This window comes from Bacillus sp. J14TS2, assembly GCF_018333015.1.
Lineage (GTDB): Bacteria > Bacillota > Bacilli > Bacillales > Bacillaceae_C > Lederbergia.
This window is the reverse complement of sequence record NZ_BORE01000001.1, coordinates 225,629-248,539: the sequence shown is the minus strand read 5'-3', so window position 1 is coordinate 248,539 and position 22,911 is coordinate 225,629. Positions and strand designations below refer to the sequence as shown.

Annotated in this window: 20 protein-coding genes; 14 read left to right on the top strand and 6 right to left on the bottom strand. The window is 37.8% G+C overall.

Features of this window, described 5'->3' with window-relative positions:
* Positions 1-60 precede the first annotated feature (60 nt).
* Both KI375_RS00995 and fabZ read left to right on the top strand, forming a co-directional pair.
* Complete coding sequence (locus KI375_RS00995; RefSeq protein ID WP_212971693.1) at positions 61-357, top strand: DNA-directed RNA polymerase subunit beta; 297 nt, start codon at positions 61-63, stop codon at positions 355-357.
* Positions 358-453: 96 nt separating this feature from the next.
* Positions 454-882: a 3-hydroxyacyl-ACP dehydratase FabZ gene (gene fabZ, locus KI375_RS00990; RefSeq protein WP_212971692.1), complete on the top strand. Its 429-nt coding sequence runs from the start codon at positions 454-456 to the stop codon at positions 880-882.
* A gap of 36 nt (positions 883-918) precedes the next feature.
* Here fabZ and KI375_RS00985 read toward each other — a convergent pair whose 3' ends face one another.
* Positions 919-2,094 carry a helix-turn-helix domain-containing protein gene (locus KI375_RS00985; protein ID WP_212971691.1) on the bottom strand — a complete coding sequence of 392 codons (1,176 nt, stop codon included), beginning with the start codon at positions 2,092-2,094 and terminating at the stop codon, positions 919-921.
* A gap of 173 nt (positions 2,095-2,267) precedes the next feature.
* Here KI375_RS00985 and KI375_RS00980 point away from each other — a divergent pair, with 173 nt between their 5' ends.
* From KI375_RS00980 to KI375_RS00950, 7 genes are all read left to right on the top strand, one after another.
* A complete protein-coding gene (locus KI375_RS00980) occupies positions 2,268-3,560 on the top strand; it encodes an MFS transporter (protein ID WP_212971690.1) in 1,293 nt (430 codons plus the stop codon).
* A gap of 211 nt (positions 3,561-3,771) precedes the next feature.
* On the top strand, positions 3,772-4,107 hold the full coding sequence (locus KI375_RS00975; protein WP_212971689.1) for a hypothetical protein: 336 nt from the start codon (positions 3,772-3,774) through the stop codon (positions 4,105-4,107).
* 223 nt (positions 4,108-4,330) lie between these two features.
* Positions 4,331-5,308 carry an ABC transporter permease gene (locus KI375_RS00970; RefSeq protein WP_212971688.1) on the top strand — a complete coding sequence of 326 codons (978 nt, stop codon included), beginning with the start codon at positions 4,331-4,333 and terminating at the stop codon, positions 5,306-5,308.
* A 15-nt stretch (positions 5,309-5,323) separates the two neighbouring features.
* Positions 5,324-6,223 carry a carbohydrate ABC transporter permease gene (locus tag KI375_RS00965; protein WP_212971687.1) on the top strand — a complete coding sequence of 300 codons (900 nt, stop codon included), beginning with the start codon at positions 5,324-5,326 and terminating at the stop codon, positions 6,221-6,223.
* 167 nt (positions 6,224-6,390) lie between these two features.
* Positions 6,391-8,058 carry an extracellular solute-binding protein gene (locus KI375_RS00960; protein WP_244852152.1) on the top strand — a complete coding sequence of 556 codons (1,668 nt, stop codon included), beginning with the start codon at positions 6,391-6,393 and terminating at the stop codon, positions 8,056-8,058.
* A gap of 121 nt (positions 8,059-8,179) precedes the next feature.
* On the top strand, positions 8,180-10,048 hold the full coding sequence (locus KI375_RS00955) for a cache domain-containing sensor histidine kinase (protein ID WP_212971686.1): 1,869 nt from the start codon (positions 8,180-8,182) through the stop codon (positions 10,046-10,048).
* 31 nt (positions 10,049-10,079) lie between these two features.
* Positions 10,080-11,600: a response regulator gene (locus tag KI375_RS00950; RefSeq protein ID WP_212971685.1), complete on the top strand. Its 1,521-nt coding sequence runs from the start codon at positions 10,080-10,082 to the stop codon at positions 11,598-11,600.
* A 78-nt stretch (positions 11,601-11,678) separates the two neighbouring features.
* On the opposite strand, the gene KI375_RS00945 is transcribed toward KI375_RS00950, so the two are convergent.
* A complete protein-coding gene (locus tag KI375_RS00945; protein ID WP_212971684.1) occupies positions 11,679-12,725 on the bottom strand; it encodes a metal ABC transporter solute-binding protein, Zn/Mn family in 1,047 nt (348 codons plus the stop codon).
* 333 nt (positions 12,726-13,058) lie between these two features.
* Between KI375_RS00945 and KI375_RS00940 the strand changes: the two genes are divergently transcribed.
* Genes KI375_RS00940 through KI375_RS00930 form a run of 3 tightly spaced genes read left to right on the top strand, consistent with a single transcriptional unit; the run spans position 13,059 to position 16,060 of the window.
* Positions 13,059-14,042, top strand: coding sequence for a CobW family GTP-binding protein (locus KI375_RS00940; protein WP_212971683.1), 984 nt, complete (start codon positions 13,059-13,061; stop codon positions 14,040-14,042).
* 26 nt (positions 14,043-14,068) lie between these two features.
* Positions 14,069-15,070 carry a permease gene (locus KI375_RS00935; protein WP_212971682.1) on the top strand — a complete coding sequence of 334 codons (1,002 nt, stop codon included), beginning with the start codon at positions 14,069-14,071 and terminating at the stop codon, positions 15,068-15,070.
* A gap of 9 nt (positions 15,071-15,079) precedes the next feature.
* Complete coding sequence (locus KI375_RS00930; protein ID WP_212971681.1) at positions 15,080-16,060, top strand: TIGR03943 family putative permease subunit; 981 nt, start codon at positions 15,080-15,082, stop codon at positions 16,058-16,060.
* Positions 16,061-16,409: 349 nt separating this feature from the next.
* Here the strand turns inward: KI375_RS00930 and KI375_RS00925 are convergent, their stop codons facing one another.
* Positions 16,410-16,850 carry a YwpF family protein gene (locus KI375_RS00925; protein ID WP_207446336.1) on the bottom strand — a complete coding sequence of 147 codons (441 nt, stop codon included), beginning with the start codon at positions 16,848-16,850 and terminating at the stop codon, positions 16,410-16,412.
* Positions 16,851-17,083: 233 nt separating this feature from the next.
* Here KI375_RS00925 and ssb point away from each other — a divergent pair, with 233 nt between their 5' ends.
* Positions 17,084-17,425 (top strand): single-stranded DNA-binding protein, encoded by a 342-nt coding sequence (gene ssb / locus KI375_RS00920; RefSeq protein WP_207446918.1) that lies wholly within the window; start codon positions 17,084-17,086, stop codon positions 17,423-17,425.
* Between the two features lie 49 nt (positions 17,426-17,474).
* Positions 17,475-17,666, top strand: a complete 192-nt coding sequence (locus tag KI375_RS00915; RefSeq protein WP_212971680.1) for a hypothetical protein — start codon at positions 17,475-17,477, stop codon at positions 17,664-17,666.
* A gap of 92 nt (positions 17,667-17,758) precedes the next feature.
* Here the strand turns inward: KI375_RS00915 and KI375_RS00910 are convergent, their stop codons facing one another.
* The 3 genes from KI375_RS00910 to KI375_RS00900 all read right to left on the bottom strand — a co-directional run bounded on the left by KI375_RS00910 (position 17,759) and on the right by KI375_RS00900 (position 22,872).
* Entirely contained in the window at positions 17,759-18,103 is a 345-nt protein-coding gene (locus KI375_RS00910) for a hypothetical protein (RefSeq protein WP_212971679.1), read from the bottom strand.
* Between the two features lie 388 nt (positions 18,104-18,491).
* Positions 18,492-21,305 (bottom strand): DEAD/DEAH box helicase, encoded by a 2,814-nt coding sequence (locus KI375_RS00905; protein WP_212971678.1) that lies wholly within the window; start codon positions 21,303-21,305, stop codon positions 18,492-18,494.
* Positions 21,295-22,872, bottom strand: coding sequence for an SWIM zinc finger family protein (locus KI375_RS00900; protein WP_212971677.1), 1,578 nt, complete (start codon positions 22,870-22,872; stop codon positions 21,295-21,297). The genes KI375_RS00905 and KI375_RS00900 overlap by 11 nt, the downstream gene beginning before the upstream one ends.
* Between the last annotated feature and the right edge of the window lie 39 nt (positions 22,873-22,911).

Below are 22,911 nucleotides of genomic sequence, written 5' to 3'. Positions count from 1 at the left end.
GCAAGTAAATTTTTCGTTTTAATTATTTTTACTAATTAAAACAAAGGAGTTTATCGCAAGATGGCCAATCAAATCAGCCAAGAGAAAGTTCAGTCAAAAGAAGAACGGACAAAGAAAAAACATGATAAGAAGATTGAAAAGCAAGCAAGTAAAGAGGAGAAGCGGTCTAAACAACGAGTTCGTATTAGGCTTATTCCGATATGGCTACGCTTGGTTTTAATCATCATCCTTTTTTCGGCTAGTCTTGCAACTGGACTGATGATTGGTTATGGAGTAATGGGCGATGGAGTCTCTAAGGATGTTTTTAAAAAGAAAACATGGACCCATATTATTGACTTAGTAAAAGAAGACAAGTAAAGGAAGACTCCAAACATATATGAGCAAGCTGGCGTTGTTTGTGTTGCGCTTTTAGCCAGCTCATCCATACATAATTGAATAAAAGGAGAGAGCGTAATGTTAGATATTCAACAAATTAAGGACATTATTCCTCATCGCTATCCTTTTCTGTTAGTAGACCGAGTGTTGGAAGTGGACGCAGGAAAAAAAGCGGTTGCCATCAAAAATGTAACTGCAAATGAGCCCTTTTTCAATGGCCATTTTCCAGAGTATCCTGTCATGCCAGGCGTTCTAATTGTGGAAGCTTTAGCGCAAACAAGTGGTATCGCGATGATGCAAACTTCAGAAAATGAAGGGAAGCTTGGCCTATTTGCAGGGATTGACAAGTGCCGATTTAAGCGCCAAGTTGTACCTGGAGATCAACTAAAGCTTGAAGCAGAAATTACGCGTATGAGAGGTTCGATCGCAAAAGCAAATGTGAAGGCAACCGTAGATGATGAATTAGTCTGTGAAGCGGAAATCATGTTTGCGCTTCAGAAAATCTAATAGTAGGAACAAGCTGACAAGATTGGTCAGCTTGTTTTATTTTCTAACCAACTTTTTATAAGTCTCAACTGCAAAATCTTTGTAAGGATTGTCGGGAAATGTCTTCATATTTTCTACGGCATATTTTGCTAGTTCTTTAGCGTTTTTCATATCCCCTATTTCTGCTAAGCATAAGGCTTGGTACGAATCCTTCAGATACAAAAGTGATAAATCAAAAGGATGATGAAGATTAGGATGAATTTCCACCTTTTTTAAATAAGAAAGTGCCTCTTTATACTGGGCAAGTCCCCATAAGGATTTTCCCTTTTCCAAGTATAAATGTCCCATATGATAATCCGCCATTTTATTTTCAAACAATACTCTTTCCATCAACTGTAGGGCCTGTGAATAATCTGCCTCCCAATTTAGCCAATGAATATCGAGGATATCACAAAAAACATGCGATTCATCATCTTCCGCGAAATCTCCATAAGACTTTAGTTTCCTTAAGTAAAAATTTTTCTGATCTTGGTCTCGCAACATCATAGCGTAAGCAGCCGCAAGTCGATATAAATCATTGATCCGATAAAAAATCCCATGTTTTTTTGAATGGCGCATTGCTTGATCCATAACTCCTTTTGCCTTTTCCACATCTCCAACCGCAAAATACATAAATGACTCATGGTAGTCAAGATCGACTTGTGATATCGGGTCAAGCAAGGCATATATGGATTCAATATGCGTTCTCTCTTTAAGAAGCAGCTCTAAAGATTGCTCGTAGCGATGTTCGGCGAAGTAGACTTCAGAACGAAATATAGCTATGTCAACGTGTTTTGAACTTATATTTAACTGTTCATACATTCGTTCCGCACGTTTTGCATAAGTATTCCAGTCATCCAATTTTTCAAAATATAAGCAGTAGCTATAGAGTTCTAGTAAGCGGGCTGCTTCATAACCGTGAGAAATCTTACTTAGATAAGGTTGAATAAGGGTATATAGTTGTTTGTATTTATCATTATATTGACGAAAATCTAAATTCTTTAGTCTCTCAGCTTCCTGAAGAACTTCACTCCATTCTTCTGCATTTACTTCCTCCAGTAGTTCTGTTACATCAATTTCTAGCCGCTTGGCGATATAAGATAAGCTTTCCATGGAAGGCTGAGCTTTGTTATTTTCAATGAGACTTAACATTCCTTTTGTTAATACATTGCCGGCAAGGGCTTCTAAAGTCATCTTCTTTTGTTTACGTAATGAACGAATTCGTTCTCCGAGTGTATTGATTTTAAGCCTCTCCTATCTGTTCATCAATATAGTTTAATTATATTAAACTTTTCCTTGCTTGCCAAGAAAAAGGATGGTATGATTTGTTTAATTAAATTAAACAAAATAAAAAGGTGGGAAATTAGATGAATAAAGATTGGCGTTTGAAGCGGGCTACTTATCACCTATGGACTTTCGTATCGAGTAAGATGATCTCCACATTTGGTGCTCAAGTATATGCTTTTGCGATTAGCTTTTATATTTTGCAAACAACGGGATCTGCCGCAAGTTTTGCAATAAATCTTCTTTGTAATATCGTTCCTAGAGCTATAGCTGCTCCGTTTGCAGGGTATGTTGCAGATAAGTATTCTAGAAAGATGATTGTCATCTTTGCACAAATAGCGACGATTTTGGCGATCGGAGGCTTATTAACTATCACGTTAACATTTGGTTTATCTCTTACAGCGATTTATGTGACAACCGCTATACTTTCATTAACATCTACTTTCTCAGGAGTGACCTTCACCTCATCTATTAGTGGATTAGTCGATCAAGACCGGATTCAAAAGGCGATGTCTTTCAATCAAATGTCCATCTCTTTCGCCGCGATTGCTAGTCCAGCAATTGGAGGATTATTATATGGTATTATCTCAATACCTGTATTTCTAGCCCTTTATATGATGGCTTCTTTTATTGCTGTGTTGCTTGAAGCTACAATGAACTTCAATTTATTTGCCGTAAGAAGGGAAATAAATAAGGAAGAGAAAGAAACGATGTGGGCAAGTATGAGCGCAGGGATTGCTTATTTAAAATTTAAGCCTGTGATTATGACAATCATTTGGCTTTCATTATCAATTAATTTTTTTATGGGAGCCTTTGAAGTAGGGTATTCCTACGTATTGATTGAAAAATTGAAAATAGCTTCCCAAGATTTTGGTTTTACACAAGGCGCATTTGCGACAGGAATGCTACTGATGTCGATATACTTTTCCATTACAAAAGAGGTTAAATATCCTTTATTAGTTGCGAAACGAGGTGTTCTTTGGATAGGTGTCATTATTGGAAGTATGGCAATCCCTCTCATAATTTCTTTTTCTTATACAACGATTTTTACATTTTACATTATTCTGATGCTTAGTTTTGGTGGATTGGTTATTTTAATCAATACACCGATCCAAGTGATGATGCAAAAACAAATAGATGATGATTACAAAGGTAGAATATTTTCTATATTAGAGACTATGTCAATGGCTTTAATGCCACTTGGTACAATTCTATATGGCTTTTTGTATGATCTTTTTTCTGCCCAGTGGATCTTAATCGGATCGGCCTTGCTCTTATTGGTGGCCGTAATTGTGATGGCAAGGCCATCAATTATAAGAAAGGCACATCCAGAATTGGAAATAAGTGAGGCTAAAGCCGCAGAAAGTTCTGTTTAATAAAATGTTGAATGAGCATTAAAATGAAGTAGGTTTTGTTCACTTCTTCAAGTGGAAAAAAGGTTACCAAATTTTGTAGAAAGTTTTTTGCAAGGTTTTACCGATTTTGGGAAAGCTAATATCAGGCTACGGGCGATGCTATATTTTAATGGATATAACAAAGCCAAAAAATTCCGCCTATATGGGGCAAATCTGAAAGGAGCTTACCAAAATGAATATTAAATGGACAAAGTTTTTAGGAGCAGCGGCATTGGCCTCGATATTATTAGTAGGATGTGGGAATAATGATAATGATCAAAATCCTCCACCTCCGACAAATGATAACGAAGTTGATGACAATGGAATGAATGACAATGGGGTTAACGACGACAATGGAATGGACGATAACGGTGTCAATGACAACGGCGTCAACGATGATAATGGTGTCAATGATGATACGGATATGAATGATACGGACATGGATAACGATTTAGAGGGAAATGACAACATCAACAATGATAATGATATGAACAATGATAACAATATGAAGGATGACGATAAGAAGTAAACAAAGCAGGGGGAAATTTCTCCTGCTTTTTCCTTTGGGGTTTAAGCAACCGCCGGTATCTAGTATTTTTCCTTCCTGAACTCCTTTCCGCTCTTTCCTCCTGTCATACCACTAACTAAAAATCTGCACCCCTAAGTAAAATTTAAGGGCTTACATTTAAAATCTCGTTTTACTATGATAAGACTATCATCAATGAAGAAATGAAAGTTAGGGTGGGAACGAGATGAAACTGAACCTAGAACAAACAAAGAAAACAAATCCTCCTGTCTTGATTCCAAGTAGAAGCCGAAAAATTGGGAAATTAGGAAGAGACCTTATTTCTCAACGTCAGTTACAAATCATGGCCATTCTAGGCGTCATTTGGATGATTATCTTCAACTATATACCTATGTATGGATTGATCATTTCTTTTAAGGAGTACAGTGTTATAAAATCGATTTCTGAGGCTCCTTGGGTAGGACTGATGCATTTTCGTGAGTTTATTGAAGATGACAACTTCTGGATTGTGATAAAAAATACGCTTGGCATCAGTTCCATAAAATTATTGATTGGTTTTCCATTGCCGATTATTTTTGCTCTTTTAATGAATGAATTAACATCATTAAAATTCAAAAAAGCGGTCCAAACGATTACTTATCTTCCACATTTTTTATCATGGGTAGTGTTAGGCGGAATTTTAACGACTTGGTTGGCAGATGTGGGAATTATGAATGACATCCTAATCGGACTAGGTCTTACCAATGAACGCTTAAATTTTTTAGCGGAACCAGATTATTTTTGGGCGATTGTGATCATTTCTGATATTTGGAAAGAATTAGGCTGGTCAGCGATTATTTACTTAGCTGCGATTGCTGGTGTGTCACCGGAATTATATGAAGCTTCTACAATCGATGGGGCGAATAAGTTTCAGAGAATGTGGCATGTAACTTTACCTTCCATCCGTCCAACGATTACGATTTTATTTATTTTAGCCGTGGGTGGTGTTTTAAATACGAATTTTGACCAAATCCTCGTGTTACGAAATTCTTTAAACGAAAGTGCTAGTAATGTAATTGATATTTATGTTTATCAAGTCGGCATCCAGAATGCGCGATATTCTTATGCAACCGCTGTCGGATTATTAAAGTCCGTTATTGCCTTTATCCTGCTATTGTCAGCAAATAAAATTACGAAAAGATTAGATGGCACTTCATTATTCTAGAAAGGCGGGACTCCCATGTTTCAACTTATGAAAAGAAATCGACGGACATTAAGTGAGTATATATTTGATAATCTTAATATCCTTATTATGTTATTTCTATGCTTTATTACGATTTATCCGATTTGGTATGTAATTGTGAACTCTCTTAATGAGGGAATGGATGCCATGAAAGGAGGGATCTATTGGTGGCCACGAGAGTTTACGCTGGAAAATTACCAGGCTGTTTTTGCCAATAAAGGTATTTTGACATCCTTTGGGGTGACCATTGCAAAAACGGTCATTGGTACTGTCTGTCACGTGTTCTTTACTGCGATGGTAGCGTATGCGTTATCGCGTAAAGAATTAAGAGGCAGGAATATGTATATGTTTATTGGTGTTGTGACGATGTTCTTTAGTGGTGGATTAATTCCTTATTTCCTATTATTGCGAGATTTAGGTTTGTTAGATAATTTCCTTGTCTATATCATTCCAGCTTTATTCAACTTCTTTGATCTAATTATTTTCGTCTCCTTTTTTAGGGAATTGCCCACATCATTGGAGGAAGCCGCTAAAATTGATGGGGCGAGTGATTTAAAGATCTTTTTCAAGATCGCAATTCCTTTGTCGATGCCAGTGATTGCAACAATTGCGCTTTTTCATGGGGTCTATCAGTGGAATGACTATTTTGCCGGAGTGATTTTTGTCAATGAACCAGATCTACAGCCGATTCAAACCTATCTTTATAAAGTGGTCGCAGAATCAAGTTCCAATCAGATGATGACCAACGCACCAGGTGGGGTTATAGGTAAAACAGTAACATCACAATCGATTAAATTAGCGACAATGGTTGTGACAACTTTACCGATTGTGCTTGTTTATCCATTTTTGCAAAAATACTTTGTAAAAGGGATGCTGATTGGATCAATCAAGGGGTAAGAACTTGCTTATGCTAGGGCAAGGATAGGCAAGTAGAAAATATAATCAAGTTGATTAAAGAGGTTGTTCAAAAGGTCCGATAAAATTGACACTAGAAGTCAGCACTTTTAGCCGACTATGTCCTTTTTACCTTCTTTTTGAACACGTACTTAAAGGGGGAAAAGAGAATGAAAAGTAAAAGATATTTGAAAAGCTTCTATCTACTAGCTATGACATTACTGATTGCTATATTGATGACGGCCTGTTCCTCTTCAAAAAAAGAGAATGTAGAGGCGGAACAGCCATCTTCTGAAAATGCGACAAAGCTAACAGAAAATGATCCAGGTTGGCAAGAGGATAACTCGCCCATTACATTTGATTGGTATATTAATTTTTCATGGTTTGCCAGTAAATGGGGTGGAGACGAAACCTCCAAATATATTACAGATAAAACTGGTGTTACCTTAAACATTATGGCTCCTGCCGGAAATGAAGCGGAGAAAATGAATACAATGATTGCTTCAGGCAAACTACCCGATTTCATTACTTTAGCGTGGGGAGAAGAGGCAGTAAAGCAAATGGTTGAAGGAGAACTTGTCCTTCCATTAAATGATTTGGCTGAACAATATGATCCTTACTTTTTTAAGGTAGCGGATCCAGCTAAATTAGCGTGGTATCGACAAGAAAATGGCAATGTCTATGGCTATCCGAATGCTTCTTCATCACCGAAGACGTTTGATAAATATAAAGATTTAAAACCATCCAATCAGACCTTCTTAGTTAGAAAGGATATGTATGAGGCAATTGGAAGTCCTGATATGCGTACACCAGAAGGATTTCTTCAAGCATTGAAAGATGCCAAAGAGAAATTCCCTGATGTCAATGGAACGCCTTTAATTCCTTTGGGGTTACATGAATTTGGGGATACAGGAAACTATTCGTTGGAAGGTTATTTGCAAAATTTTCTCGCTATCCCGATGGAAAAGGACGGGGAGTTGTATGATCGTTCAACCGATCCTGAATATATACGTTGGTTAAAAGTATTACGACAAGCAAATGAAGATGGATTGTTAGCAAAAGACATCTTTATCGATAAACGTCCACAAATGGAAGAAAAGATTGCTCAAGGTCGCTATTTCGCGATGCTCTATCAACGTAGTGATATGGAAGCACAAGAATTAGCACGCTATCAAAATGACCCGGATTCTGTTTATATTGCGGTCGATGGACCAGCGAATGAAAACTTAGATCCCCCAACCTTATCTGGGGATGGATTATCGGGATGGACAATTACATTAATTTCCAAAGATGTTAAAGATCCAGCAAGAGCAATTCAATTTATGAGTTATTTAATTAGTGAAGAGGGGCAAAGGGATATGTACCTTGGGCCAGAGGGGGTCACTTATGAGGATGTTGATGGGAAACCTCAATGGTTTCCAGAAGTCCTAGATTTATTGCATTCTGATCGAACCGCTTTTGATCAAAAATATGGTGCCTCGAATACATTCTGGATGTTAATGGATACAGATATGTTATTAGAATGGCAACCACCAACAGAGGAACCAATGAAACAATTGGAAGACTGGACAAAAGGAAAAACGGAAAGCTTTGCTGTTTTTGATGATCTTAACCCCCAAGGTACATCTTCGGAAGGAGTAGCAAACGGCAAAATTGCACAAGAATGGGGAAAAACCTTACCAAAAATGATTTTAGCAAAATCAGACAAAGAGTTTGATGAAGCTCATGAAGAATTTTTGAAAAAGCGGGATAAATTGGGCTATGAAAAAGTTCATGAATACCAACAAAAACGGTACGAGGAAAATAAAACTAAAATTGAGAATGCAATGGAGGAATGATAACTGGAAAGAGGGAAATCTGCTGGTAGGCAAACTTCCCTCTTTTTTACCATTTTCTCGCCAATAGATTCTGTGCGATAATATAGGTATAAAGATCTAACTGCGGAGTGTGAGAAAGGTAATGTTTACTAGGTTGATAAAAAGGGGCTTTCAAAAATTTGGACATCTATCCTTACGTAATAAACTGATTGTCGTCTACCTTACTTTGTTTTTGGTCCCGGTTGTATTGATTGTGTTTATTTATTCTCAGCAAATTTATAAAAACGCTATTAAGGAATCGGAACGAAATCATCAATATGAATTAGAAATGGAAAAAATCCATATAAACAAAAATATAGAATCCATGCGTGAGTCAGCACAAATACTTGCTTCTGATCAAGATATTATCGATTTTGTTAGCGTACCAGGAGACAAAGCGGTGGAGCAGTTGCTGGATTTTCAAAGAAATCAGATGATGAAAATGGGGAAGTTATTGAATGTCAATCCCAGTATTGAATCAAGCCATTTTTTTGTGGATGATGAGGCTCTCAATGAAATGTGGCCAATTTTATTTCGGGAAAATCGAATTGAACATCTGCCTTGGTTTAAGGAAGCGATGTCAAGAGATGAAATAGAACTATGGAAGCTACAAAGTGAGGACTCCCAGCTTCTAACCAATAGAAAGGAAAAAAATCCAAAAATTGCTCTATATCGCAAAGTCAATGATATCCATGGTAATCATTTAGGAATAGTTGAAATTTCTATGTTCCAAAAAAACTTTTTTCCGAAAATGTATAGCCCGATACAAGATGAACAATCAGAAATTATCTTAGTCAATCAACAACAACAAATTTTTAGCAATCCGGCCCGAACATTTTTAAAAGATCATCCATTTACAGAAAAAGACTATCAGTATATTTTGGATCATTTAAAACAGGATGAAGAGATTCACAGCCTTTTATTCACAATCGAGAAGATTCCTTATCTTGCAGTTTCTACCTTTATTCCAAGTATCGATACATTTATGATCAATATCGTATCCTTAGAAGATCTACATTCAGAAACGAAGCGGGTACGTATTTCGACTATTTTACTAGCTGCCGCCTTATTATCGGTTTTATTTTTGCTCACCTATTTGATGATCTCCCTTTTATTAAAGAAAATGTATAAGTTAATTGATAAGATGAAACAAGTGGAGAAAGGCGACTTTACAACAAATATAGATGTAGAAGGCGATGACGAATTTGCTGCACTCGCTTTTCATTTTCGGAGTATGCTTGAAAAAATCAATCAATTGATCGCCGAAGCGGTCTATAAACAAGCGATTACCAAGGATACAGAATTAAAGGCATTGAAAACACAGATTGATTCCCATTTCCTTTATAATACATTGGAGAATATTAAAATGATGGCAGAAATTGAAGGGAAATATGATATCTCTGATTCTCTCACCTCCTTAGGAGAAATGATGCGTTATAATATCAAATGGAAAAATGAATTTGTCGTGCTAAGGGAAGAAATTGCTCATATCCAAAATTATATTGAAATTATGAACCTTCGCCTCGATCATCCCATTCACTTTGTAATGGACATTCCTACTAAGCTGGAAAATCAAGAGATATTAAAATTATCCTTACAACCAATTGTGGAAAATGCGATCAAACACGGCTTGCAGCCAGATTTCAACAATAAACAACCATGTTTGAAGCTTCGAGTTTATGAGGAAAATGATCAATTGCTTATGATAGAAATAAAGGATAACGGAGTTGGAATGGATGAGCAAGTACTTGATTCATTAAGTCGTAGCTTACAACTTGAGGGAGAACCTGAAGCAGTTTCACATAAAAATGGTTCTGGTATTGGATTGAAAAATGTCCAAGAACGTGTGCTATTATCTTATGGAAAAGAATATGGGATTCAGGTGGAAAGTGAAAAAAATATATATACAAAGGTCATACTAAAATTGCCCTTTTTCATCATAAGGCGAAACTTCAATCAGTGGGGGAACTAACCGTTAATGCGGGATAAGGGGGCCAGTGGAGATGTATAAACTACTGATAATTGATGATGAACGAAACATTCGATTAGGGATTCAAGCGATGATTTTACGAGAATTTCCTAATCAATTTACCCTTCTATTAGCAAGCAATGGATTTGAAGCATTGGAGATATTGGAAACAGAACGGATTGACATTGTTTTGACTGATATTAAAATGCCTGGAATGGATGGAATTGAACTGATCCAAGCCATTCACTCCTTTGAGAAAAAGCCGCAAATTGTGATGATCAGTGGGTATGATGATTTTGAATATGCAAAAGAGGCAATTAAATATAGAGTGAAAGATTACTTGCTTAAACCGATTAATCGCAAAGAATTGCAGCAAACGTTAAAACAAGTCATAGCAGAGGTAAATATGGCAGAGGAAAAACAGAGAGAAAGAGAACGCAATCAAGCGAACCAATTAAATTATCTGTTCATTCATCCGGATATTACTAGGAATGAAATTGAAGAAGTGATGAAGAACTTAAGACTAGAATCATTTCCTGAAGAATATTTTGTTGGGATCATTAAAATGTGGGAACCGACTACGGAAATAGAAAGCCTGTCTTATGTAAAGGAGATCCTCGCCCAGTATTTTCAGGAATCTTTTAAGAGAATGATTACTTTTTATGACAAGAATCAAAATATCGTTGTGCTTACACCTACAATATCTGTGTTTGAAAGGCTGTTAGATAAATTTGGCTCTATAACTGCATTTATCGGTGTAAGTGCAAAGTTCAGACATCGCTTCCAAATCAAAGAAGGATATGAACAAGCATGTTACGCTTTAAAGCACTTGTTTCTAACTTCTAGTAAAAAAGTTATGCTTTTTTCAGAAATAACCCCAAAAGTGAAAGAAGACCCAATTCCATTGGAGAAAATCCAGAAAATCTCTAATATGCTTGGTACGAATCGAGATCAAGAAATTAGAAAGCAATTATTAGAAATTCTTAATTTAGAGGAGATATCGAGCAATGGAATTGAATATATGGAGGAGCTCCATCAAGCAATCAATGAAGTTCTTTTAGATTCCGCCTTCCATCGGCTTGGCAAAGAATCAATTGAAATTATGCAGCACTATGATCATGTAGGCCATATTTATAATTTCAAAGACTTTTATGAGTATTATTACGCGTTGGAAGCTTTGGTTCTTCAATTACATGAATATACAAAGCGGCTTAAAAGCATTTACTCTGAGCAGAAATATATGGAGGAAGCCTTGCAATATATCGAGGAAAACTATTATAAAGATTTAAATTTAGCGGTCATTTCCAATTATGTCTCTTTAAATTATTCTTATTTTAGTCATATGTTTAAGGAATCCACAGGACAAAACTTCATTGATTATTTAAAAAAGGTTCGTATTGAAAAAGCAAAGCCCCTTCTTCAAAAACCAGACCTGATGATTTCAGAAGTAAGTCATAAGGTTGGTTTTAATCATCCAAAACAGTTTGCGAGAGTATTTCGGGAACTTGAAGGAATATCACCAAAAGAATATAGGGAAAATAATCTACTCATTTAAAGCAACAGTCTATTCGCCCACTTATATAGCAAAAAAGACGTCTTAGTGCTCGCCTAGCGACTAAGACGTCCCAAAATATTAAGGGGCAAGAATTTCTTTCAAGTTTTCGATATTTTTATTCATAATGCTAAAATAATCTTCATTATTTTTTACATCATCTTCTGTTATATACTCCAAGTTATGAAGTGTTACAATTGTCGTCCCTGTTTCTTTTTGGACAATATCAGCAATTTTTGTGAGAGGAGTTTGATCATAGACGATATAGTTAATATCATGTTCATCAGCTGTTTCGATAATGTTTTGCAACTGTTTTTGCGATGGCTCATTTTCCGGGCTTAATCCTGAAATGCTAATTTGTTCAAGACCATAACGGTGCTCCCAATATCCATATGCAGCATGGGAAACTAAGATTTCTGGGTGTTCTGCACCTTCAATCGTTGTTCTCAACTCATCATCGAGATTCTCTAAATCTTGTTTTACAGTTTGATAGTTTTCTTCAAAATCCTCTTTGGCAGAGGGCATTGCCTCTACTAGAGCATTTTTTATATTTTCTGCCATGCTAATCGCATGATTTGGATCTAGCCAAATATGTGGATCATGGTCGTGGTTATGATCATGTTCTCCCTCATGATGATCATGATCTGCGTGTCCATCTTCATCCCCATCATCATGGCTATGTTCTCCATGTTCCCCTTCATGTTCTGTATGCTCATCTTCACCATCATGATGGTCATGTCCATGACCTTCCAATAATTCGATTCCTTCTGAAGCTTCTACTAAAGTGACATTTTCATTTGTAAAGATGTCCTTAGATTTATCAATGAAAGGCTCTAGGCCAGATCCGTTAAAAATAAATAAGTCCGCATCAGCTATTTCCATCATTTTTTTCATCGTCGGTTCAAAAGTATGAGCATCTGCCCCAACGGGATAGACACTTTGCACTTGAACATGGTCTCCGCCAATTTTCTTTGTGAAGTCTTCTATTGCAAAGATCGTAGTAAATACTGTTAAGGGCTTATTCTCTTTTTCTGTGGCCTCTGATTCAGTAGAAGAAGCTGTCTGACAACCACTAAGAAAAATGCCGATCAATAAAACCAATATCAAAAAAATGGATTTTCTTTTCATATATCCTTTTCCTTTCTAACATTTGTAAAATAAAAATTGGTATTTTTTCTCTTCTAAGAGAATAGGTTTAAAGTAAATAGTAACTATTACGATTTATTTAGCGTTAACAGTCTCCACTAATTAAAGTTTCACTTTGATCCTATGAATATACTAACTTCCATGCGGATAGGAGCCAATGCCATAAATAATATCTGATAAAAGCAAATGACTAATTTTTAACAACGAAAAACGTAATCATTACGATCTGTATGGTATAATAAAAAAACCAAATTGGCAAGTACTTTTTTAACAATGGAAAAAATTATAGAAAATAGTGAAAGGATGAAGAGGTGAATGAATTTGGAAATAAGCATGAAAACTGGTAATAGAATCCCTGTCTATGTGCTAAGTGGTTTTTTGGGAAGTGGAAAAACGACCGTTTTATTACATATGCTTCAATACTGTGAGCAAATGGGTTGGAAACCGGGGGTTATTTTGAATGAATTAGGGGAGGCCAATGTCGAAGGGCATCTGTTTCAAAATGAAAAAGTATATGAATTATTAAATGGGTGTATTTGTTGTACAATTCAAGACGATTTAAAGGAAACGATGAATACTCTTATTTCTGAGATTACACAGCAACCATTAGATGTCTTATTTATTGAAGGAACAGGGGTGGCCAACCCTCTTGAGATCCAAGAAGTCATGTTAAGTACGCCCTATATCGATCAATTCAAACTAATGTCGATTATTACGGTGATGGATGCGAGTCATTTTTTAGAATATCAAAGTATTTTTTCGAGTTCGTCAGAGGTTCGTCAGTTGTTAAAGGAGCAGCTTGTTTGTGGGAGCTTATTGTTGCTTAATAAAACAGATATTGTTTCAATCGAACAGCTTAATAGGCTAAAACAAAAGGTAATGAAAATAGCGGGAGATAAAAAGCTCATAGTGGAGAGTGCATATGGAGAAGTTGATCCAGCCATTCTCTTTGAGCAACGAATTCAATCTATCCTTCTTGACAAAACATCAACACACAATGCTCATCACCATCACCACCATTCTAGCGTGAAGGCGATTAAGTTAGATAAGCTTCCTGTCTTCAATCAGAGGAAGTTTGAGAAATGGATAAAGCAATTACCTGATGGTGTTTTACGTGGAAAAGGGTTTATCAAACTTGAAGGATCTGATGATCTCTTCAGCTTTCAATATGCAGCAAAAAAGGTGGCATTTTCTCCAATTCCGGCTTCGTTAGAACGAGAGGCTGTAATCATTTTAATTGGCATTGGGATAGAAGAAAAACAGATTCAACAAGCCTATAAGAAATTAATCACATCGTGAAAATAACCAAGGATAGGAGCGTAAAGATGCGTGGACATGTAAATGGATGGGTAAGAGATGGAGTCGGAATCGTTCTTATGGGAGTGTTGATATGCATATTTTTATTCGCAGACATGACGAATATAGAAGCAACCATTCCAAAATCAATGTTGAACGTGAATACAATTTTCTTAAGTATTGTCTTAGAAGCCCTTCCATTCGTCCTGATTGGTGTATTTGTTTCAGCCTTGATTCAAACCTTTTTATCAGAGGAAATGGTGCAGAGGCTCATACCAAAGAACCCTCTGCTTGCTATTGTGCCTGCAGTCCTTGTGAGTGCTATTTTCCCTGTATGTGAATGTGCGATTATCCCTGTTGTCAGAAGGTTAATGAAAAAGGGGATGCCATTACATGTTGGTGTTATTTTTATCGTGGGAGCTCCGATTTTAAACCCGATTGTCTTTGCGTCTACCTATTATGCTTTCCAAACCACCCCAAGCATTGCCTATGCAAGAATGATTTTGGCGTTTGTATTAGCTATGATCATTGGGTTAGTAATCTATCTATTTTTTCGGAATCGTAACCAATTAAAATGGACAAGGAATGAGTTGGTGGACAAGCTGACAGAATCAAGGGGAATCCAAACGAATAAACTAAAATCCACCTTTTATCATGCAAGTGATGAGTTTTTTGATATGGGGAAATATTTAATTATCGGTGCGCTCATTGCTAGTCTTTTTCAAACGTATTTAGATCGAGAGGTATTAATTCAATTAGGAACCAATGATGTGTCTTCTCCATTGGTGATGATGGGACTTGGTTTTATATTATCCTTATGTTCTGAAGCAGATGCATTTGTCGCTTCCTCATTTTCTCATACTTTTTCGACTGGATCATTGTTAGCATTTTTATTATATGGCCCGATGTTAGATCTAAAGAATACGATTATGCTATTTGCCTATTTTCGAGCAAGATTCGTCATTGGCTTCATGATCATTGTGACAATATCTGTTTATCTTATCATTTTAGGTTATCAATTGTATGTGTGAGGTGTACTGATGCAAAAAAGAAGGGATTTTAGTTATCATATTCTATTCCAGGGAGTTATTCTGATCGGCTTTTTCCTATTAATATTTAAATTGATTGTCACCGGGAATATCCACTATTTCATAGCACCGAAGATGGTGCCTTTCGCCTATTTTTCCGTGACGGTTTTGTTTATATTAGGGGTGATCCAAATATGGAGAGGAACATCGGGAAAAATTGAAGATGTCTATTGTGGCTGCGGTTTTATTCATGATCAAGGAGGGTCTTTCCTCCGCTCACTCGTTGTTTACACATTGTTTATTTGCCCGGTTTTAACTGGTCTGGTTTTTCCTAATACGGCTTTGGACAGTTCCGTTGCGGCAAATAGAGGGATCAAATACGGATCAGGATTATACACGAAACCGCCTGAAGTGAAGGAAAACACGGATACATCCTTGGCGGAGGAATATTTAAAGGACCCTGAAGCGTATATGGAAAATTTAGATAAAAAAATTGAGGAACAAGGTGCTGATCAAGAGATTGGATCGAATGATCATGTTGAGATGGAAAATAATAATGTAGTGTATATGACAACAGAGGAAATGGACCAATTGGCAGCAGAGCTTGAGAACAGCGATAAAATCACTCTCGACGAAAAACGCTATCTTGCCATTATGGATCTATTGCACACAGATCCCCAATTATTTATTGGGAAAGAAGTAGAACTAATTGGATTTGTCTATAAAGAGCCAGAGTTTGAAGAAGACCAATTTGTCGTTGCTCGATTTGCTGTTTCTTGCTGTGTTGCCGATGCTTCCGTCTATGGTTTAATCGCCTCGATTACAGAAGCCCCCTCATTAGACGTTGATCAATGGGTGAAAGCAACCGGAACATTAGACACCACAAAATTGGATGGATGGGAACTCCCATTTCTCAAGATCACACAGCTAGAAAAAATTGAACAGCCAGCCAATCCCTATGTATATGAAGTTTATACCCAGCTGACTGAATAATGGCTTTCTACAGAACGAGAGTAGCATTACCTGCTCGCAGGAATGCTACTCTCGTTCTGTAGATCAGGAGTTTATCGGGAATTTAGCTTGTGGACAGAATATTGGTGAAAGGGGGCGGTGGGCTGTGACGAAAATGAGAGGGATGCTCAAAAAACGTAAGGGTGGAGGGCTTGGCCGTGACGAAAATAAGGGGGGGGCCAAAAAGCGTAACGGCGCAAGCCTTCGCCGTGCCCGAAAGTCGAAGAAATCAGCAAAAGGGTAACGGCGCGAGCCACCGCCGTGCCCGAAAGCCAAAGAAGTCAGTAAAAGGGTAATGGCCCGCATATTCACCATAGCAAGATTCAGACCCCTAGCTCCTCAATTTTTCATTATCCTTACTCGCCTTTTTTGTCCTCATGCGGTTTTTAAATTCAGCTCTTAAAGCCTCACCATTGTAGCCTTCCTTGATCAATTCATTTAACAGCAGCTCTAAATATTCAATGCGTTTTTTGCTTAGTTTACCCTTTAATAACACACTAATATGCTGATCCAATTCTTGAATAGAATGAACTTGTACTGTAAACGGTGCAGGATCATTTCCTGAATGTGTAATCACGACTCTAATTTCAAAGGGATCCTGGTTTTGATATTTCTCTTGAAAGCTTTGTCTAAATTGCTTATCAATGTAAGCCTCTATAATCCATTCTCCATCTTCACTTTCCATATTAATCACCAATCCATCTGTTAAAGGAATTTCGATGGCTTGCTGTTGATCCATTAGTTGAAGAGCTATAATTTTAAAGCTTTTCAAACCAATCCCCTCCATTCGGGCCTTTCCTAAAATTATAGCATGATCTTTGCGTTTTTTAAAAATTTCTTGGAAAAGGAGTTTTCATTTTAAATGAAGTGTCAAAATCAGCTTTTTGGTGGATAAAAATCAATTTTCCACTGGAAAATTGAGAGGAGAATGGCTTTTTGCTGATTTTACGAAGGGAAAAATGTCCGCTATGATATGAATATCTTGTCGAAAAGGAGGAGGAAATGGTGATTAATCAGGTAACCTTGGTCGGGCGATTAACGAAAGAACCTAGTCTTCGCTATACAATGGAAGGAAAAGCTGTGCTCAATGTGACAATTGCCCTCAACCGGATATTTAAGAATGCTCAAGGAGAGTATGAAGCAGATTTTGTTCTTTGTACATTATGGGGGAAAACCGCTGAAAATACATCGAAGTTTTGCAAAAAGGGTTCCCTTATTGGCATTACAGGAAGAATACAAACAAGACATTATGAAAACCAAGAAGGAAAGAGAGTCTATGTCACAGAGGTATTGGCCGAGTCAGTAAAATTCATGGATAAAAAGTCAACTCAAGAAAAGGCCTTTTAGAATAGCGCACCCCGGAATTTGTCGAAACAAGATACTTGGAGGTGAACACTTGGTTAGGGAAAGTGAGAATCATTCGGTGGAAATGATGGTTAGTGATCTTATTTTGATGTTAGGAAAAGCTAATCATGAATTACATGAATTAAAAGCTCGAGTGGCTCACCTGGAAAGTCTCCTTCAGAAACCGCATATAAAGAGTTCCCCAAATTCCACCCCCAATGTAGAGAGAAAAATGGCACAATAAATCACTCCTTATGTGCCAATGACCAATCCTCATAATACCCTCATGGAAAAAGACTGTACTAAGTGGAATGGCGCAGTCTTTTCTTTTATACATTAATGGGTATTATCTTTGCTGAGCTTTGTTATGAAAGCTCTTGCTTGTGCATCATTCACAATATCTGAGGCCTCTCCATATAAAAGCTTTGCTGCCTCTGAAAGAAGTGCTGATAGATTTCCGTCGGCTGCACTTATCGCATTCCAACGTAGATGCAGAGGCAACCATGTTTCTGGGAATAAAGCCGGGTCTTCTAATAGTCCATCCACTTCTTTTTCACAGATACCACGTACGAGAAAATCTGCTCGTATTTCTTGTTTATCTTGCTGAAATTGTTTGTCTCTTTCTTTTAACTCTGTTAGAAACTCAGTCATTTTTTCTTGGTTCAAAGAATTACTAGACATAGGAAGGACCCCTTTCTTAAGTCTACAGGATGTAGGGTACAAAGGCTGGCAACAAGATGTCGATTGAGACTGGATGTAGACGTTGTCTAGCTCCAGCGTCTAACCCCGAGAGACTCGCGGGACGCGAGTCCATCGGCGTTGCGACAGGATGTCATGCCTTTAGCCGATGTTCTGCTTAATAACCCTGAACCTATGAAGGGAAAAAGCCCCTTCCTAGGTTCAGGAACATTTGCTTGTCGGAGGCCAACAGGACGTTGGTCAGAAAGGCGTTGCGACGTACAGGAGGTACTAGTGCAGACGAAGCGACAGGACGTCGCGTTTGAGTCTGCCGCCAGGACGGCGCGAATTTAGCCTTTCTTCTTACATCAAGGCGCTTGCGCTTTTGTTCTTAAGCCAAGGATAGTAAGGAACGTAATTCATCATTCGATAACTCTGTTACCCATTGATCACTGCGAATAATCTCTTCATTAAGAGCTTGCTTTTTCTCTAGCATCATATCGATTCGTTCTTCCAGTGTTCCTGTTGTGATAAATTTATGCACATGAACAAAGCGATCTTGACCAATTCGGTAGGCGCGGTCGGTCGCCTGATTTTCAACGGCAGGGTTCCACCAGCGATCATAATGGATCACATGATTGGCTGCTGTTAAATTCAACCCTGTTCCACCAGCTTTTAAGGATAAAAGGAAGAAAGGGAATTCTCCTGCTTGAAATCGAGCCACATATTCATCTCTTTTTGCTTTTGGCATACTTCCATTTAAGAAAGGGACCTGAATCGAAAATCGTTGCTGCAAAAGGTGACGAATCATTTCACCCATTTGAATGTATTGAGTGAAAATAATTCCGGCTTCTCCTCTTTCTACAACCGTATCAGCTAACTCGACCAATGTCTTCATTTTATTTGAGCGATCAAGCGTCTTTTCGGGTGGAGTTTCTTTTAAATACAGAGCAGGATGATTACATAATTGCTTTAAACGATTTAACATTTGTAAAATTAGCCCTTTACGCTCAAAAAAGCTCAAGGTTTCAATTTTTGAGAAGGTTTCTTGAACTAGATCCTCATACAAGGCAGCCTGTTCCGCTGTTAAGGAGCAGTATTCCTTTTGTTCTAGCTTTTCTGGCAGATTTAATTCCACTTCTGGATCTCTTTTTGTTCTCCTTAATAAAAAAGGCTTAATCAATCGCTGTAATTCCTTGATTTTTACTTCAGAATTATCCTTTTCAATCGGAGAAATATATTTCTTTTGAAATTGGCCAAAGGTTCCTAGATAGCCATGATTAATAAAGTCAAAGATGGACCATAATTCAGCTAAACGATTTTCCATTGGTGTCCCTGTCAAGGCAATATGATGAGCACCTTTTAATTTCCGAATTGCTCGAGATTGCTTTGTTTCGGCATTTTTAATATTTTGTGCCTCATCAAGGGCAATGGTTCCCCAATCAACCGTTGAGAATTCTTCAAAATCAAGATGGGTTAATCCATAACTGGTTAGCACTACATCAGCATTTTGAATGCTATCAGTGAAAGCAATATCCTTCGGTCGATTTGGTCCATAGTGAAGAACAACCTTAAGACTAGGAGCAAACCTCTCTAATTCGCGTTGCCAATTCCCGAGCACTGTTGTTGGGCAAATAATCAGGGCAGGTTGCTCGCTTACAAGCTCATTTTTTACGTGAAGCAAATAGGCAATAAGCTGAATTGTCTTCCCTAATCCCATATCATCCGCTAAACAAGCTCCAAATCCAAACTGACGCAGAAAGGCAAGCCAATCAACGCCAAGCCTTTGGTAAGATCGTAACGCCCCCAATAAATGAGGTGAAATCTGAATAGAAGGAATATCATCTAATGTATGAAGTTGTTTGAGCATTTTTTTAAGTGATTGATTGAGTTCGATCTTAATTTGTGCAAAGGCACGTGGATCGAATTCCTCCTCAGGAGTAGAAGCAAGTTCCTCCTCGGCCTCCATGGCAAAAATGTCTTGCATCCGTAAGCCTTCTTTTTTTGCTTGGATCATTAATGCTTGGAGATGGGCAATCATTTTTGGATCAAGCTTCACCCAGCGACCGCGAACTTTCACGAGTCGACGTTGCTCTTGTACAAGCTTCTGAAATTCTTCTTCTGATAGTTCAGCTCCATTCATGGAAAAACGCCAGTTGAAATTAAGCATGGCATCTAAGCCGACAAAAGAAGGCCGATATTGTGTGCCAGTTTGTTTTACACGTGCTTTCACAGTTAAATTCGCTTCTCGCATGGCTTCCCACCAGCTTGGTAGAAGGATGTCAACACCGAGCGAAAGCAATTTTTCACTCGCTTCTGTTAAGAAATCCCAAGCTGCAGCTTCTTCAAGGCTTTTTGTAATTCCTTGCTCACCTTCTAACCAAGGGAATAGCTGAATCCAACGCTTCTCTTCCTTTGCTACATTTTCTAGATATGGTTGCCAACGCTTGGGAAGCTTCCCATCAGTCGTAAAGACTTTTTCTGAATTTTTTACATCTCGAAGGACGGTCTCCAATCCCCATGGTTCTTCATCTGTATCAGGTTCTACTAAACGAAGTCCGATGGAGAAAGGCAGGTTCTCCTCAGAAAGATTGGCCCATTCACTCCATTTTTCTTCGTCGAAATACGTATTTAACTCTTCCGCCACTAATGGCCCATCCTGTAAGGTGGACAATTTTTCCGCTAGCTGTGGATGATGAAAGCCATTCTCTAGATATTGAGCTAAAGCATAATGATAAAACCTTGAAATGAAGGATTGAATCGATTCATCAAATAAGGTTTGCTCCCAAAAGCTCTCTTGAAATTCATCCCAAACAAGGGAAGGGACTTTCCATGTAAATAAAGCCTCTTCCTCGTCAGAAAAATGAGGATTCCAGTGCCCGCTTTGAATCGCTTCAAGGATAATGGGGGCCACATTTAGTAATGCTTCTTCTGGCTCCTCCCAGATCCATTGAATAAACGGACTAAAACTCTCTCTTCCTAATAATGTTAAAAGTTCATAACTAGTTAAGTGAATGCCCTCTATATGATTAAGGGTTTCTTTATTTAAAAAAGAACCGTAAAAGCTTTCCTCATGCCAAAGAAAGAGGTTAGGCTGCCAATCAGTGACATCCACCCCTTCACCCTGTTGATTTTCAGCATAAAGAAAGAAAGCATCATCAGCGAGTGGTCGGATATGCAGTTGCCATTGATCATTATTCCTCATGAATTAACTTTCCTTTCCGGCACTCTTCTTGAAAAGCACGTAATCGTTTTGTTTTCTTTAATAAAGTAGATAAGTAAAACTCCCACTGATCTAAATTCTTCTCTTTTCGATAAACGGTTCGTAATTTTTTTAAGTAACGGACTGCTTTTTTATATGAATCCCGGTTACGGAAATCAACTTGTTCGATAACCGCAGCGTGGTAAAGTGGTTTAATGGCAGCTGGATCTTGCTTGGCTACAGTTTCTAGCGTAGCACGATCAATAAAATCAATTGTATCGCCCATATACACCTGAAGAGCGACCCATTTTCGGTAATCCTGTTTATTGAGCAAATATTCATTATAGCGAAAGCGACTATAGGGCAGTAAAGTTGTATATAGTCGTTCGATTAGCGAAGCATCTATTTTCGTTAAAGTTTCCTCATCCATTGTTTCGTACAATGTACGAGTAAACTGAATTTTTTCCTGTGGTAACGTTAAGCTTGTAATATACTGCTCAATTTGCCGAATAAATTCTGGAATAAATGGTGCGATTCTTTCCTTTGGCAACCATTCAAAGCAGCTCAATACATATGGTGCAATATTGGCGCCATAACTTTTTATTCTTTGCAGGGCTAATTCATCTTTTTCCAATAAAATCGACAAGTGAATAAGCCCAATTTGTATTCGCGGCCGTTCTAGATCACTATTATGTTGAAGGTGATTCCATTCTTCCGCTCTTTCTTGCTTCTTCTTAAACAGCGATGTCCAAATTAATAAGTACATAAGCGTAAAGCTTGCGTCAAAAGCTGTTTCTTTTTCTAATAATCGGGTGCTATGACTGCGTAAATAATGTAAGTACTCATCAAAGGCAAATGGAGAAGCCGTTGCTGACAAAGTGGTGATCGCTTCTTTTGCTTCTTCCACCATTTTTTCCGCGAAAAATGACATTTCATCCATTCTGGCAGAATTTGTGGCAAGAGAATCGATCATATTTAAGGATTCAAAAGCAGCAAACAGTTGAAATAACGGCCGCCATTCCCGTTCAATCGGTGCAAGGCCAAGCAAACGCTGGTAACGAGTCCGGACCCATTCCTGCAATTGATAGATATTTTGTGGAGGAACATCAGAATAAGCTTGTTGAACGCGCTTGACCCATTGCGTCGGACCACTTTCTGGATTGGGTGCTGGCTGTTGTAATAAATCCGAGCCACGCTTTAAGCTAGAAAGGATATCTTCCACTTCCCAATGAGCCTTCCATTCCTGAGTCCATGTAAAAATATTTTGTGCTTTACTTAAAATCGCAAAAAATAGGGCGAGTTGATGACGGCATATGCCTTGCTCTGGACAAGTACAAGTATTTCGTTCCATTTCCTCAAAATAAAGTTCGACTGAAACGGTACTGACATCGCGGACATTGCCGACCATCTTTTTATGGCTAAACTTGACATTATATACATTTTGCTCGCGAAAAAGCATCATCCCTCTTTGGACCATTCGTTGATGCACGTCTGTCCTCGGATCCAGCTGATTCTGTAATTCTTTACTATATGATTGTATAGATTTTAACAAGCCCTGATTATATATCATCACAAACCTCCAAATCCTTATTATACCGTGATTTGAGAA

Coding starts and splice junctions, on each gene's coding strand:
- KI375_RS00995 (WP_212971693.1), top strand. CDS start 61: ATGGCCAATCAAATCAGCCAAGAGAAAGTTCAGTCAAAAGAAGAACGG.
- fabZ (WP_212971692.1), top strand. CDS start 454: ATGTTAGATATTCAACAAATTAAGGACATTATTCCTCATCGCTATCCT.
- KI375_RS00985 (WP_212971691.1), bottom strand. CDS start 2,094: ATGACTTTAGAAGCCCTTGCCGGCAATGTATTAACAAAAGGAATGTTA.
- KI375_RS00980 (WP_212971690.1), top strand. CDS start 2,268: ATGAATAAAGATTGGCGTTTGAAGCGGGCTACTTATCACCTATGGACT.
- KI375_RS00975 (WP_212971689.1), top strand. CDS start 3,772: ATGAATATTAAATGGACAAAGTTTTTAGGAGCAGCGGCATTGGCCTCG.
- KI375_RS00970 (WP_212971688.1), top strand. CDS start 4,331: ATGAAACTGAACCTAGAACAAACAAAGAAAACAAATCCTCCTGTCTTG.
- KI375_RS00965 (WP_212971687.1), top strand. CDS start 5,324: ATGTTTCAACTTATGAAAAGAAATCGACGGACATTAAGTGAGTATATA.
- KI375_RS00960 (WP_244852152.1), top strand. CDS start 6,391: ATGAAAAGTAAAAGATATTTGAAAAGCTTCTATCTACTAGCTATGACA.
- KI375_RS00955 (WP_212971686.1), top strand. CDS start 8,180: ATGTTTACTAGGTTGATAAAAAGGGGCTTTCAAAAATTTGGACATCTA.
- KI375_RS00950 (WP_212971685.1), top strand. CDS start 10,080: ATGTATAAACTACTGATAATTGATGATGAACGAAACATTCGATTAGGG.
- KI375_RS00945 (WP_212971684.1), bottom strand. CDS start 12,725: ATGAAAAGAAAATCCATTTTTTTGATATTGGTTTTATTGATCGGCATT.
- KI375_RS00940 (WP_212971683.1), top strand. CDS start 13,059: ATGAATTTGGAAATAAGCATGAAAACTGGTAATAGAATCCCTGTCTAT.
- KI375_RS00935 (WP_212971682.1), top strand. CDS start 14,069: ATGCGTGGACATGTAAATGGATGGGTAAGAGATGGAGTCGGAATCGTT.
- KI375_RS00930 (WP_212971681.1), top strand. CDS start 15,080: ATGCAAAAAAGAAGGGATTTTAGTTATCATATTCTATTCCAGGGAGTT.
- KI375_RS00910 (WP_212971679.1), bottom strand. CDS start 18,103: ATGTCTAGTAATTCTTTGAACCAAGAAAAAATGACTGAGTTTCTAACA.
- KI375_RS00905 (WP_212971678.1), bottom strand. CDS start 21,305: ATGAGGAATAATGATCAATGGCAACTGCATATCCGACCACTCGCTGAT.
- KI375_RS00900 (WP_212971677.1), bottom strand. CDS start 22,872: ATGATATATAATCAGGGCTTGTTAAAATCTATACAATCATATAGTAAA.